Source organism: Acinetobacter sp. Li1LvA2 (assembly GCF_056156705.1).
The window spans coordinates 22,796-36,498 of record NZ_JBSICF010000003.1 but is presented as its reverse complement, the minus strand read 5'-3'; the positions used below and the strand labels follow the sequence as shown (position 1 = coordinate 36,498).

Here is a 13,703-nt window from a genome sequence, read left to right as displayed (position 1 = left end):
TGCCCCTTTTATATTGAATTTATTAAAGCGTTCTAGAGATTAATTCTTTCATAATTTCATTGGTACCTGCATAAATTCGATTTGCTCGATGATCTATGTAGGCACGAGCAATTGGATATTCAAGCATGTAACCATAACCACCATGTAATTGAAGACATTCATCTACAACTTTTGAGAACATATCTGAAATTTTATATTTAGCAGCTGCAGCAGCTTCCACACTCAATTTTTCTTCAAGTTGTAATTCCATACAACGATCTAGATAGGTACGGCAGAAATCTATTTCTGTTCTCAGTTCAGCAAGTTTAAAACGCGTATTTTGAAATGCACTAACAGGTTTGCCAAATGCTTTACGGTCTTTTGTATATTGGACAGTATGGGCAAATGCGGCTTCAGCGCCTGCCTGACAAATAATAGCGACTAGCATTCGTTCCCAAGCCAATTCTTTCATGAGCATGATAAAGCCCATGCCTTCCATACCTAAGAGATTTTCTTTAGGAACACGAACGTTATCAAAAAATAATTCGCACGTATCTTGGCCTTTCATTCCAATTTTATTAAGAGGCTTACCTTTGCTAAAGCCAGCTCTGTCTGCTTCAACAATAATGAGCGATAAGTTCGCTGAACCCTTGTCGTTATTACCCGTTTTACAAACGACTACGACCATGTCACATAAGTAACCATTGGTAATGAAAATTTTAGAACCATTAATGACATACTCATCGCCATCAAGTACAGCTGTGGTTCTCACTGCCTGTAAATCAGAACCAGTACCAGGCTCAGTCATGGCAATAGCCGTGACCACTTCTCCGGTTGCCATTTTTGGTAACCACTTTTGTTTTTGTTCTTCATTACCAAAGTTATTTACGTAATTCGCAACAATATCTGAATGTAAAGAAAAACCCGTACTAGAATCCATAGCATAAGCTTGTTCTTCAATTAAGATCATACTGTACAAGCGGTCTACTCCAGACCCACCATATTGCTCTGGCATTGTGGTGCAAAGAAGACCTAATTCTCCAGCCTTATTCCAAAGATCTCGGTCAACATGTTGCTGTTTTTCGTATTTTTCAATATTGGGAACAACTTCCTTTTCATAGAATTTACGCACTGTTTCGCGGAAAGCTTCATGCTCTTCGTTAAATAGTTTTCTCGGTAACATATTTGGAATAGGACGGATGGCACCAGATTGCATTTGTATTTCTTCCTTGGTTCAGGTGTGATGTTATTTCCTTAAACATACGGAAGCATTTCATGGCGAACAATGTGATGAATGCTCAATTATGAGTACAAGATGATAAATTTGGTCAATTTGATATTTTTAGCGATCTTTGGAATGTGATCAGGTAAACTAGGCGCACTATCAACGCAGATGGGGAAATAAATGTCTGACGAAATGACCTTGGAAGAACGTAAAGTAATTTATCGAGCACGCCGCGGCTTAAAAGAAATTGACGTCTATTTTGACCCTTATGTAAAAAACTATTATTTAAATGCGGATCCGGCAGAAAAGGCCTTATTTGCAGAATTAGTAGAACAAGAAGATCCAGATTTGCTAGATTGGTTCATGGAAGTTTCTGAACCTCCACGCACAGAGTTACGTGAATTTATTTATAAATTAAAACAGTACGTACATGGCTAAACTGTTTTGATAAAAGAATTGAATTTTGAGCTGAAATATAGTCGTTTCTCGATAATATTTCAGCTTTTTATTGGCTTGAGTTTAGCAATCCTACTTTATCAATTGTTATCACCTATGTGGTGGCTATTTAGTCTGATCCTTTTATCTATTGGTTTCCTATTATTTTTAAAACAATCACGAATTTCTCAAATTGCATATTTAGATCAAAAATCTTGGTCAGTTGTTTATCTTCCTAAAAAAGTGATTCACCGTGTAGAAATTAATAAAATAATTAATTATCAGCTATTTATGATGATTTATTTTGAGGGGGCACCTGTGAAAGTAGCCATAATTTGGTTTGATCAACTTCCTTTGCAGTATTGGAGAAAGTTAAAAGTCCTACAGAAACTTCATTAATTGTTAGACAATTCTACATTTGTATATTTATTTAAAAATTATAAAAAACAATAACTTAATCTTTATTTTCTTACTTGAGATCAGGATTGTCTAATTAAAATATAGAAAAAAGCTAAGGAAATACAATTGTCTGACAATTTCACCTATGGGTATCTATTTGATCGGTTAAAGTACAAACACCAACGTAAAGTGTGTCGGAGGTCTCAAAATGGAGATGCCAACATGGTCGTTCTTGGTCATTGCCATCATTCTGGCAGTGGTGATAGGAAGAGCAGGAACTTTACTCAGGGAACATCTTAACAGAGTTAATTTTAACAAAGTTAAGAGACAGAGGATGCAAGGTCGTCGATCAGTCAATTATTAAATTGGTTAGTCGATTAATTTCATCAAGTGTCCAGTTTATAACTGGGTGCGATTGTAGTAAGGAGGTCTCTCATGGAGATTTCAATGTGGATGTTTCTGTTAATTGCAGTAGTTATGGCTGTGGTAGTAGGAAGAGCAGGAACTTTACTTAAGGATTATATAGAACAAAAATAATATAAGCCGTTAAAAGCTTATCTCAGTTAATAAGTAGCATGTGCTGAACCGTCGCAATGCTACTTTTTTTTGCCTAAAATTTCTGTTTCCCTGAAAAACTGTCAATTTTATCTGCTGTGAAGTGTGTCAAAGTATAAGCGCTACAATTAGAGTAATTACTCTTTTATTCAAGATATGCATCTGCTAATGTACATCTGAAAAGGAAAAAACAAATTACATAGAGGACAGGAAGATGTCTAAAGTCCAAAAAATAAGCCAAGGTTTGGCGATGAGTTTTCTTGCAGCTTCAGTTTTATCAGGTTGTTCATACGTCGTGAAAACCGGAGCAAATGTTGCTTTAGGTTTTACGGAAAAGCACGTCGTTCCGCCTATTCTGGCAATGCAAGATGCTGAAATGGTTTGTAATACTGGTAGTGCTTTAACACCAGCAATCATGTCTACTAAAGGTATGGGTGCAGATCCAACACGTGTTGCGGTATTAATGTATGCGGCTTCAGGTGTATGTGCTGAGAATCAAGCATTAGAACAGGAATTACGTTATTTGCGTGCATCAAAAGCAGGGCAAGTAACTGAAGCTCAAGATGCACGTATTGCACAAAAGCGTTGGGCAGCAATTGCTGCTGAGCGTCAATATACAGGCTATAAGTTGTTTGCTGATCGTTGGGAATCTAAATATAAATACCATTTAGGTGATTCTTGTCCAACAATGCGTAGTGATACTGATCAAACAGTTTATTTACTTGGAATGATTAGTGGCCTTCAGGCTGTGACCAATGATATTAACTCTGGTGGCGCAGTCAATGTTCCAAAGGATATCGCCGCTATTGTAGAGCGTGGCATGGTTTGTCTAGATAATGAAAAATTCTGGGGAGCGCCTAACGCAACGCGTGCTGTTATCTGGACTTTATTACCTGGGGCAGATGAAGGGAAACCTGATCCATACCAAACTCTAAAACAGTCAATGCAGATTGGCGAGCAAAAAGGTGTTCGCTTATCTCATGCTTTATATGCGGTAGCTGCTCAAGCAAGTGGTGATGATGCAAAAATCCGTGATGCATTAAGATCATATGCCGCTTCTCAAGCTGATGATAAGCCTGTTAATCCGAACTTTAAGTTAATCGATAGTATGGCAGGTCTAATTGTACGCGGTATTTCTGACCGTTACTGGACTGAGCATACTGGCGTGCGTACTGGAGATGATGGCATGTCACATTTCTGGGACGATAAGAATGAAGGTGCAGCAGAGCTAGATGAATTGTTTGATGGCGGAGCCGCATCTGAAGCTCCTGCGGATTCATCTGCTCCACCAGCAGCACAGTAAACATATTTGAAAGACTAACTTCTTGCGAGTCTATTGTTAAGTTCTACAATAATTGTAAGAAGTTTAATTTCAAGGAGTGTGCCATGAAAGATCATGTACTGAATAATAAAGTGCTTTTGGTCGCAGTGTGCATTTCCATATCTGCATGTCTACAAGTATTTCCTGATACTTTTATTTATTGGCGGGAAAGTTTACTTGGTGAATTCTGGCGTTTATGGACTGCACATTGGGTACACGTTGGGTGGATTCATTTCCTTTTAAACATGATGGCATTCGCCTGTTTACCGTTTATTTTTCCGCACACCAAAGCGTGGCATCTTTTAAGTCTACTTTTACTGTTGCCACCTTTCATTAGCTTGGTCTTCTATTTTTATTTACCTTATATCGAGGCATATGCTGGTTTGTCAGGTGTTTTACATGGGCTCTATACAGCAGTTGCTTTAGTTTATTTGCAATATCGTAAAGAACGGAATTTTGCTTTTCTGGTCTTAGGATTAATTATTGCAAAACTGATATGGGAAAATACTTTTGGGCAAACAGGAACTGCCCAGTTAATAGGGAGCCCAGTCTTAACTGAAGCTCACTTATATGGAGCAATTGGTGGAGCAATCTTTGGGGGCTGCTATTGGCTTGCTCAAAGATTAAAAAAGAAATATTGACAATACAAACTGTTAAAAAAGTGATTTTAGTCATTCTTTATTAATAAAGTTTGATGCAAATTTGATCGTTGAATAAAGGGATTGGTAGAAGGGGGAAGGAATTAACCCCTGACCAAGAAAATTGCATGACTCAAACTCCTGTTTTTCAGGTTTTTGGGAGAACAAAATTGGAATATTTATGCAAGAACATCAAGAAAAAAGATCTGGATTAGGTCTGTTGGGTTATATCTGGAACGAATGGATCTCAACATTCGTTATCCTCATTCTACTATTAATGACGCTAATCATTGGTACCGGGGAGATGATCCACGGGCAATTATTACGTATCGGGGAACGTCTTTATGGTGATCCTGCGATAGGTATGCAATATTCATTTTTGCGTGCTGAACCTGAAAAACCGACTTGTGATCGACATCCAAATATCGATGCTCAAGTCAAAGAACAAATGAAAGCGAATGCATCTGATGATTTTTCGAGTTTCTTTGGTGCAGCGTCAGAAAGTGATGTCCGTGCATCGCTTCTCGCAGCGCAGCAACAATGTGATGAGAAATATCAGGCATATGACAAGACAATTAAATATATCGAAGCTAACCCAGGGGTACGTACTTACCGTGCTATCGAGACTGGTTTCTTTGGTATTTTTAAATTTGGTACAGAAAATCGAGCAATTTTACTGATTTTTATGGTTCTAATTTCTGCGATTACCGCATCGTTAAAATTTCACCATATTGGCTTACGTAATCCGGCAACAAAAATAGATTATAAAGTCTATTCCATCTTTATGGTGGTTGCTAATGCTCTACTCAGTTTCTCTGTAATTAGCCAGTATCGTTCAGTTATCAATTCTGGGGTGACACCTACCTATGAAACAGTAACTATTTACTGGATATGGATGATTTTATTTGTTGTTCTGACTTTGATTAGTCTTTATCAATTATTTGTTTCACCTCCACCAAAACGTGAAGGCGGTAATATTGGCTTAGCTCTACTAAGTGTGCCTTTATATGCTTACATGGCTTTGATTACGGGCATAGTATTCACATTCTTTATGGATTATCCAATGGGGCAAGGGATTTACCTTGGTTTATTGGTTGAATTCTCAGGTATTTTCTTAAACCTTGCCTTGTTTATTTGGGCAGGTATGCTTTTAACTCAAACACGCGTTATGGACTTGTTCCTTAATGTGCTTCGCCCATGGAATTTGGCACCAGAAACCTTAACATGGTTAATTCTAATTGCAGCTGCGGTACCGACGGCTTATACAGGCGCGTCAGGTATTTTCGTTATTGCAGCAGGCGCAATTATTTATAAAGAAGTCTGGAATGCGGGTGCTCGCCGTCAATATGCATTGGCTGTGTCTGCAATGTCAGGCTCTTTAGGTGTGGTGGTACGCCCATGTCTATTGGTTGTTTTAATTGCGATGCTGGACAGCCGTCATGTAACGTCCGATGAGTTGTTTGGCCATGGTGTTTATGTATTTTGGTTAACAGCATTTATTTTCTTGGGTGTTTCATTACTCTTGGCTGAAGAGAAGTTCCGTGTAAATTCGCCAAAAGTTGCGATTCCAGGCATGATGCGCGCCTTTGTACCTGTAATTCCATACATTCTGATCACTGCTGTTGTTCTTGCTATTTATAAATATGCGTTAGACACAGGAATGAATGAATTTACTGCTCCAGTAATTTTGCCATTAGTCCTGATCGCAATGATTTTGTATGACAAATTGGTAGCGCCAAAAGAAGATCCTGCGATCAATATTCATGAGGCGATTGTTCGTGAACACGAACAGAAATCACCATTCCTTCGAGCACATGATCCGCATAGTTCTCAGTTCCGTCTTGGTTTTGGTGGAGCGCTGCGTTTTGCAACTTCAGAAACTGTAGGCCATATTGGCGCACTAATTATTCTGATGGCATTGTCTGCAAGTGTTGGTGGTTTAATTGAACGTTCTGAAGTGGTTGAATTATTGCCGACTCATTTAGGTAGTATCTATATATCACTAGCATGTATTGCACTGTTACTTGCCATTATTGGTATGTGTACAGATCCATTTGGTGCTGTAATTTTAGTTGCTGCAACCATTGCGCCTGTAGCATATGAAAATGGTATTCATCCAATTCACTTCTGGATGATTGTGTTGGTTGCATTCGAATTTGGTTATGTAACCCCACCAGTTGCCTTGAACCATCTACTCACGCGGTTGTCCGTCGGAGATGATGAAGTGAACGCTGCCGATGCTGAAGCGAAAGAGAAATATACAAGTTTCTACTTCCGTTATGAACGCTGGTTGCTACCAATTATTGTCTTGTTCTCATCACTAGTATTGGTTACTTATGTGCCATATGTATTTAAGTTATTCGGTTGGTACCATTAACTTAAATTAAAGTATCGGTTATACAAAAAAGCCTTCCTAAACGGAGGGCTTTTTGTATTAAGAGGATTCAATAAATTTAGAAAAAAGAATGGCTAGAGTTATTAATTAAAATAAAAAAAGCTAAAGTTATCTATCTTTAGCTTTTTTTATTTCCCATTGAAAAACTATTGCTGTTTGAGCTGAGCTTCAAGCAATTTAACTTGTTCTTCTTTGAGTTTGGTTAATTGATCAGCATCAGCATGCTGAGCTTTTAAAGTTGCTTCCTGATCTTTTAGCTGGCGATGGATATCATCGAGTTTAGACACTTCTTCTTTTGCTAAAGACTCTTGAGCCGGTACAGGCTGTTTGAGTACATCTTCATTCACAAGCTGTTGTGAACTTGCAGCTTCTGCTACAGGTTCTGAACTTGATGATGGATCAGCGGTTTTAGCAGGAGCGGGCGTCGAAACAGGTTGAGGATCAACCATTGGTGCGGATGACTCGGTTTTTTTGAAAAACCATTGTGCAGCTAAAAAAAGCACTACAAGAATGCTTAAGCCCCCAATTAAAATCCACAATAGTTTTGAGTTTTGTTTTCTTTGTAGTGGCATCTCTAAGACCTTTAGTCAGGACGACGAGGCTTGAACTGTATTACTCCAACTTCATCAGGTACAGCGGGCGCTTCAGGCTCATCAATATGAGTCGGACGATTTTCACTATAACCGCATTCGATACATTCAATCCATTCGTCTTCAGCGGTGGTTAGCATGACAATCCGATCTGTTGCTTCACATTTTGGACATTTAGCCCCAGCAATGAAACGTTTTTTCATCTTTATCACCCTAACCACACGATCAATTTAGGCCCATAGTTTAAGCGGTTTTGCTGTCATTCGTCCAACCTTGATGACGTAACAATGCATCAATTTTAGGTTCACGGCCACGGAAATTAACAAATGCTTCAAGAGCAGTGTCTTTTCCGCCTACAGCTAAAATCGCCTGACGGAATTCTTTACCTGTTTGAGTATTGAAAATGCCTTCATGTTCAAAACGGTCAAATGCATCGCTAGCTAACACTTCTGCCCATTTGTAAGAGTAATAGCCTGCCGCATAGCCTCCAGCAAAAATATGGCTGAAGCTATGTTGGAAACGGTTGTATGCGACCGTAGGAACGACAGCATATTGGCTACGTATTTCATTTAAAGTCTGCTGAATTTGCTCACTGTTCAGTGCAGGTGTTTTGGTGTGAATTGTTAAATCAAACAAGGCAAATTCAAGTTGACGTAAAGTCTGCATGCCAGATTGGAAGAAGCGGGCATTTAATAAAGCATCGAGCAATTCTTGTGGTAAGGTCTGTTTACTCTCAATGTGCTCACTTAATACATCTAGACTTTCTTTATCCCAAGACCAGAATTCCATGAACTGACTTGGAAGTTCTACCGCATCCCAAGCAACACCATGAGTACCTGCAACCGAAATGTTATCTACTTCGGTCAGCATGTGATGTAAACCATGTCCAAACTCATGGAATAAGGTGATGACTTCATCATGAGTCAGTAAAGCAGGCTGATCACCTACTGGAGGTGTAAAGTTACATACCATGTAGCAAATTGGTTTTTGCAGACCGTGAAGAGTCTGCATGCGTGAGCGGAAACCGTTCATCCATGCACCACCACGTTTGCCCGTACGTGCATAGATGTCAAAGAAGAATCCACCAATCACTTGGCCTTGGTCTTCTAACTCAAAATAACGTGCATCTGGGTGCCAGACAGGTGCTTGTCGCTCAATGATGTTAATACCATATAAGCGCTGCACGATCTGGAATAAACCTTGAATGACTTTAGGTGCAGGGAAGTATGGTTTTAATGCTTCTTGCGATAAGTTGAATTGTTGCTGTTTGAGCTTTTCTGAATAGTAAGTACTATCCCAAGGTTTAAGTTCGTCAACACCATCTTGCTTGGCAATCTCTTGAAGTTCAGCAACTTCTTGAAGAGCAGGGGCACGAGCATGCTCAGCGAGATCAACTAAAAAGTCATGTACCGTTTTTACATCTGGTGCCATTTTGCTTGCAAGAGAATATTCAGCGTAGTTATTGAAACCAAGTAGCTGCGCCATTTCTTGACGAAGACTTAAAATTTCTTCCATAATTTTGCTGTTATCAAACTCAGTTTGTTCAGACTGATCAGATGCACGAGTGACATAAGCTCTGTAAAGCTCTTCACGCAAAGCGCGGTCATCTGCATAAGTCATGATTGCAAAATAAGCTGGGAAATCTAGAGTTGCTACAGCTTGATCGAGCTCACGTTGTTTACCGTATTGTTTTAATAACTCAACATTACTTTCAGGAAGACCTTTTAGCTCAGTTTCTGTAAGCGGTTTAAAGTATGCTTGTGTTGCATCAAGTACATGGTTAGAAAAATCAGAAGAAAGCTGTGAAAGGCGAGCAGAAATATCTGCATAGCGTTTTTTCTCTTCACCCTCTAAAGCCACACCAGAAAGTTTAAAATCACGTAAAGCGAGTCGAATAGCACTTTGTTGGGCTGGACTAAGAGAGGTATAACCATGACCATCATGGATATGCTGATAAGTTTGATAGAGCGCCGTGTGTTGGCCAAGTTGAGTGTAATATTCACTCAAGGCTGGTAATAACGATTGATAGACTTCTCTGGTTTCAGCATTGTTCATCACCGCATTTAAATGTGATAAAACACCCCATGATTCACTAAGGTTGTTTTCAAGTGTATCGACTTGTTCAAGTACGGCAAGTTGTTGAGCGGTATCAGTAGGTACAGCGGTAAGTGTATTTAAAAATTCTTGGCCTGCTTGAATCGCTTGTTGGATGTCTTGTTTTAAATTTTCTAATTTAATTTCATCAAAACGCGGGGTTGGTAAGGTCGCTTGCTGTAAAGTCATTGCTGTTAGCCACATTATTTTTTAAACATGTTATTAGATGTAGGTCCTCTCAAGCCAGAAATCAAGTTTAATGTGCAAAATAAGCTTTCTAAAAAGAAATAAGTCCCAAATCGGGACTTATTTCTAGGCTGACAACATCTAGTGTTTAATTATTCAGCCTTTGATTTTGCATTGGCCTTTTTCTTTTTAGGCTTAGACTTTTTCTTTACTTTTTCTGGTTTACTTTCGGCTTTTGCAGAAGGTTTTTTACCAGACTTTTTAGTATAAGAACTCGCCTTGGCTTTTTCTTTCTTTTTATGAACAGGTCTTTCGCCATCACTACTTGCTGGTTTACTGAAAACTTCTTCAGTTGCCTGTGAAGATGTTTTCGTTGTGCGTGGAGCTCGGCTACGAACGACTCTTCCTGCATGCGTGACTTGTTGAAGAAGCTGGAAGTCAATTTTACGTTCTTCAAGATTTACGCCAGCCACCTGAATTTTAACTTCATCGCCTAAACCAAAGACTTGACCACGATTTTGACCTACCAGATTTTGGCTCGCTTGGTCATAAATAAAGAAGTCATCGCCGAGTTGGCTAATATGAATCATGCCATCGACATATAGATCTTTAAGTGTGATAAATAAACCAAATTCGGTTACTGCACTTACGATACCAATAAACTCGTCACCCAAATGCTGTTGCATGTAGTGACACTTCAACCAAGTTGTTACGCTACGAGAAGCTTCATCTGCACGGCGTTCAGTTTGAGAAAAATGTTCACCAGCATCATCAAGCGCTGCACCAGAGAGTGGATAAGGCTTTTGTTTCAAGTGTGCTTTAATAGCACGGTGCAATAATAAATCTGGGTAACGACGAATTGGCGAAGTGAAATGGGTATAGGCTTCATAAGCCAAACCATAGTGCCCCGCATTTTTTGCACCATAATAAGCTTGCATCATTGAGCGTAATAAAACGGCATGAATACTTGGTGCATCAATACGGTCTTTGGTCGCTTCAATAACTTTTTGATAGTCTGCTTGAGTTGGTTGGTCAGGGAAGGGTAGACCAAGCAATTTAACAAAGTCTTTTACTTTCTGAATACGTGAAAACTCTGGAGCTTCATGCACACGATATAACATCGGAACATCATGCTCTAATGCATATTCAGCTGCAGCAACGTTAGCAAGCAACATACATTCTTCAATGAGCTTATGTGCTTCATTACGTGTACGTGGCAAAATTTCTTTAATTCCACCCAACTCATCAAAAGTCATGTACGTTTCAATAGTTTCAAATTCCATTGCATGGCGGTCAGCACGCAAGTTTTTTAAAATTTGATAAAGCTGGAAAAGTGTATTTAAAGATTTATGAACATCACGATCTTTTGGAATCGCATCTGTTGCGCCTTCAAAGTATTGCGCTACCTGTGTATAGGTCAAACGTGCTTTTGAGTGCATAACCGACGGATAAAAATCGTAACCAGTTACACGGCCTGAACGAGAGAGCTTAAGGTCACAGACCATACATAAGCGGTCTACGTGAGGATTCAGAGAACACAAGCCGTTTGACAAAGCCTCTGGTAGCATTGGTAATACAAAGTGTGGGAAATATACCGAAGTGCCTCGTTCCTCAGCTTCTTCGTTGAGGGCTGAGTCTAAGCGTACATAATGGCTGACATCGGCAATTGCGACTACAACGCGGTAACCACCACCCGGACGTTTTTCTGCATAAACTGCATCATCAAAATCTCGAGCGTCTTCACCATCAATTGTAACTAATGCCAAATCTCTTAAATCAATACGACCTTCACGATCTTGAGCAGATGGCTCTTTAAAACTTTCTGCTTCTTTTAATACCTGATCTGGAAATTCATATGGCAAACCAAACTCAAGAATGGTTTGTGGAATGATAATTTCTGTATCAGCTTTATCGGCCATAGACTGAATAATATGTGCTGTTGAAAACTCTTCACGGGTCGGATAGCTATCAATTGCAACACGTAGCATATCGCCAACATTCGCCCCAGCATGTTTTACGAGTTCTTTTTCTAAAGGAATAGGCTGATGCTGATTGGGATTGTTGGGTTGAATAAAATATTCACCCTCATGAACTGACAATTTACCAATTAATTGTTTAACACGATGCTGTAAAACTTCTGTGATAAAACCCCAAGGTTTACCTTTACGGTCTACTGAAGTCTGGCGCACTCTAACTCGGTCACCATTAAATACTAAACGTAATTCACGTTCAGGAAGTAAAAGATCAGTTTGACCATCAATATGTGCTGTACCTAAACCTTTACTATTAATATAAACAGTTGCTTCATATGTTGGTTGATCTGCCACCAACTGAAATTTAAAACCGTCTTTCATGATTTGACCATCACGAACCATAGCACTTAAACGATGACTTAATGCTTCGATACTTTTTTGGTCATGAATATTAAAATGATCGACAAGCTCTGCATGAGATTGTGGTGTTTGCAACTGTTCCAACGTATCTAAAATCAGAGTACGGCTTGGAATAGGATTGTCATAACGTTCAGCTTCAGCTTTCGCTTCAGGGTCAGCCCAGTTTTTTGTCATGTCGTTTTGTTTCACGCTTGGCAGATAAGTTTAGCATAAGCCATGCAGACCCGAACTGCACGTTCAGGTTTGCAATAATGTGTTATGCACTACGGTATTTTGATGAATAAATAATATCTATCTTAACAAGCGTTTGATCGAAAAAGACGAAAATAATGAGGAAATTGCTTAAAAAATAATTCATTGAACTAAAAAACAAGAAAATTTCAGTATGATGACTTGAACAATGTGGTTTTAGTTTGTATTATGGCGGCTCGTTCCGGTGAGGTGGATGAGTGGCTGAAATCACTTCCCTGCTAAGGAAGCATACCTATTACTGGTATCGAGGGTTCGAATCCCTCTCTCACCGCCATTTACTTAATGCGCTCATAGCTCAGCTGGATAGAGCACTTGGCTACGAACTAAGGGGTCGGGAGTTCGAATCTCTCTGAGCGCACCAAGTAAAACAGAACAAATCGCTGAAAGGCACACAAGTTACGCGCTCATAGCTCAGCTGGATAGAGCACTTGGCTACGAACTAAGGGGTCGGGAGTTCGAATCTCTCTGAGCGCACCAACTTGAAGAATTAACCGCTTTTATAGCGGTTTTTTTGTGCTTATTTTTTAGTAATTTTAATAAATCTAAATTTATAACTTTTTAATTATATTAGAGATAATCATAAATGAACCTAGCTTTATTTGATTTTGATGGCACCATCACTCATAACGACACATTCAGCTTGTTTCTTAAATTTTCTTTAGACAGAAAAACACAACTCGTCGGTGGTATTCGGCTTGCACCGTATATAGCTGGCTATAAACTTGGTTGGGTAACGGATAAAACCATTCGAACTAAGCTCTGCCAAGTGGGATATGTGGGTTATGACGCGAATTCCCTAAAAGATATGGGGCAAGAGTTTGCTAAAAAGGTACTTCCTACATGTGTTCGTGAAAATGCTTTGGAGCGTATTCTCTGGCATAAACAACAAGGTGATCAGATTGTTGTTGTATCAGCATCATTAGGCGTTTATTTAGAAAGTTGGTGTCATTCTTTAGGTTTAGATGTTATATGCAACCAACTTGAAACACAAAATGGTATTTTAACTGGTCATTTTATTGATGGTGATTGTGGTTATTTGGAAAAAGTAAATAGAATAAAAAATAAATATGATTTAAGCCAATACCCGACCATATATGCTTATGGTGATACTCCTAATGATTATGCAATGTTGGAATTAGCACATAAAAAGTATTATAGATGGCAAGAGATTGATTAGTATTAAATTAATATTTGAAACTATATTAAATCAGAAAGCCACTTATAAAAGTGGCTTTCTTTTA

General features: G+C 39.0%; 11 protein-coding genes and 3 tRNA genes. 9 read left to right on the top strand and 5 right to left on the bottom strand.

All coding sequences use genetic code 11. The features are described 5' to 3' along the window. Window positions 1-22 precede the first annotated feature (22 nt). On the bottom strand, window positions 23-1,195 hold the full coding sequence (locus tag ACS604_RS07395; RefSeq protein ID WP_174732488.1) for an acyl-CoA dehydrogenase family protein: 1,173 nt from the start codon (window positions 1,193-1,195) through the stop codon (window positions 23-25). A 189-nt stretch (window positions 1,196-1,384) separates the two neighbouring features. On the opposite strand from ACS604_RS07395, the gene ACS604_RS07390 reads away from it, so the two are divergent. The 5 genes from ACS604_RS07390 (at window position 1,385) to ACS604_RS07370 (ending at window position 6,929) form a co-directional block, all read left to right on the top strand. Further along, window positions 1,385-1,642 carry an FAD assembly factor SdhE gene (locus tag ACS604_RS07390; protein WP_004789602.1) on the top strand — a complete coding sequence of 86 codons (258 nt, stop codon included), beginning with the start codon at window positions 1,385-1,387 and terminating at the stop codon, window positions 1,640-1,642. A gap of 6 nt (window positions 1,643-1,648) precedes the next feature. Next, window positions 1,649-2,038: a hypothetical protein gene (locus ACS604_RS07385; RefSeq protein ID WP_474771025.1), complete on the top strand. Its 390-nt coding sequence runs from the start codon at window positions 1,649-1,651 to the stop codon at window positions 2,036-2,038. A 769-nt stretch (window positions 2,039-2,807) separates the two neighbouring features. Then, a complete protein-coding gene (locus ACS604_RS07380; protein WP_004789599.1) occupies window positions 2,808-3,896 on the top strand; it encodes a hypothetical protein in 1,089 nt (362 codons plus the stop codon). 83 nt (window positions 3,897-3,979) lie between these two features. Beyond that, complete coding sequence (gene rrtA, locus ACS604_RS07375; RefSeq protein ID WP_004789598.1) at window positions 3,980-4,555, top strand: rhombosortase; 576 nt, start codon at window positions 3,980-3,982, stop codon at window positions 4,553-4,555. 178 nt (window positions 4,556-4,733) lie between these two features. Continuing rightward, window positions 4,734-6,929 (top strand): TRAP transporter large permease subunit, encoded by a 2,196-nt coding sequence (locus ACS604_RS07370; RefSeq protein ID WP_174730992.1) that lies wholly within the window; start codon window positions 4,734-4,736, stop codon window positions 6,927-6,929. 164 nt (window positions 6,930-7,093) lie between these two features. On the opposite strand, the gene ACS604_RS07365 is transcribed toward ACS604_RS07370, so the two are convergent. The 4 genes from ACS604_RS07365 to rnr all read right to left on the bottom strand — a co-directional run bounded on the left by ACS604_RS07365 (window position 7,094) and on the right by rnr (window position 12,384). Then, the gene (locus tag ACS604_RS07365) at window positions 7,094-7,519 is read right to left on the bottom strand and encodes a hypothetical protein (RefSeq protein ID WP_174740226.1); all 426 of its coding nucleotides are present in this window, start codon (window positions 7,517-7,519) and stop codon (window positions 7,094-7,096) included. Between the two features lie 11 nt (window positions 7,520-7,530). After that, the gene (locus ACS604_RS07360; RefSeq protein WP_004639498.1) at window positions 7,531-7,740 is read right to left on the bottom strand and encodes a YheV family putative zinc ribbon protein; all 210 of its coding nucleotides are present in this window, start codon (window positions 7,738-7,740) and stop codon (window positions 7,531-7,533) included. Between the two features lie 40 nt (window positions 7,741-7,780). Next, on the bottom strand, window positions 7,781-9,835 hold the full coding sequence (locus ACS604_RS07355) for a M3 family metallopeptidase (protein WP_474771022.1): 2,055 nt from the start codon (window positions 9,833-9,835) through the stop codon (window positions 7,781-7,783). Between the two features lie 134 nt (window positions 9,836-9,969). Continuing rightward, a complete protein-coding gene (gene rnr, locus ACS604_RS07350) occupies window positions 9,970-12,384 on the bottom strand; it encodes a ribonuclease R (RefSeq protein ID WP_474771020.1) in 2,415 nt (804 codons plus the stop codon). 261 nt (window positions 12,385-12,645) lie between these two features. On the opposite strand from rnr, the gene ACS604_RS07345 reads away from it, so the two are divergent. The 4 genes from ACS604_RS07345 (at window position 12,646) to ACS604_RS07330 (ending at window position 13,639) form a co-directional block, all read left to right on the top strand. Then, a tRNA-Ser gene (locus ACS604_RS07345) sits at window positions 12,646-12,736 on the top strand. A gap of 10 nt (window positions 12,737-12,746) precedes the next feature. After that, a tRNA-Arg gene (locus ACS604_RS07340) sits at window positions 12,747-12,823 on the top strand. 39 nt (window positions 12,824-12,862) lie between these two features. After that, a tRNA-Arg gene (locus ACS604_RS07335) sits at window positions 12,863-12,939 on the top strand. Between the two features lie 106 nt (window positions 12,940-13,045). Then, entirely contained in the window at window positions 13,046-13,639 is a 594-nt protein-coding gene (locus tag ACS604_RS07330; protein ID WP_474771019.1) for an HAD-IB family hydrolase, read from the top strand. Window positions 13,640-13,703 lie beyond the last annotated feature (64 nt).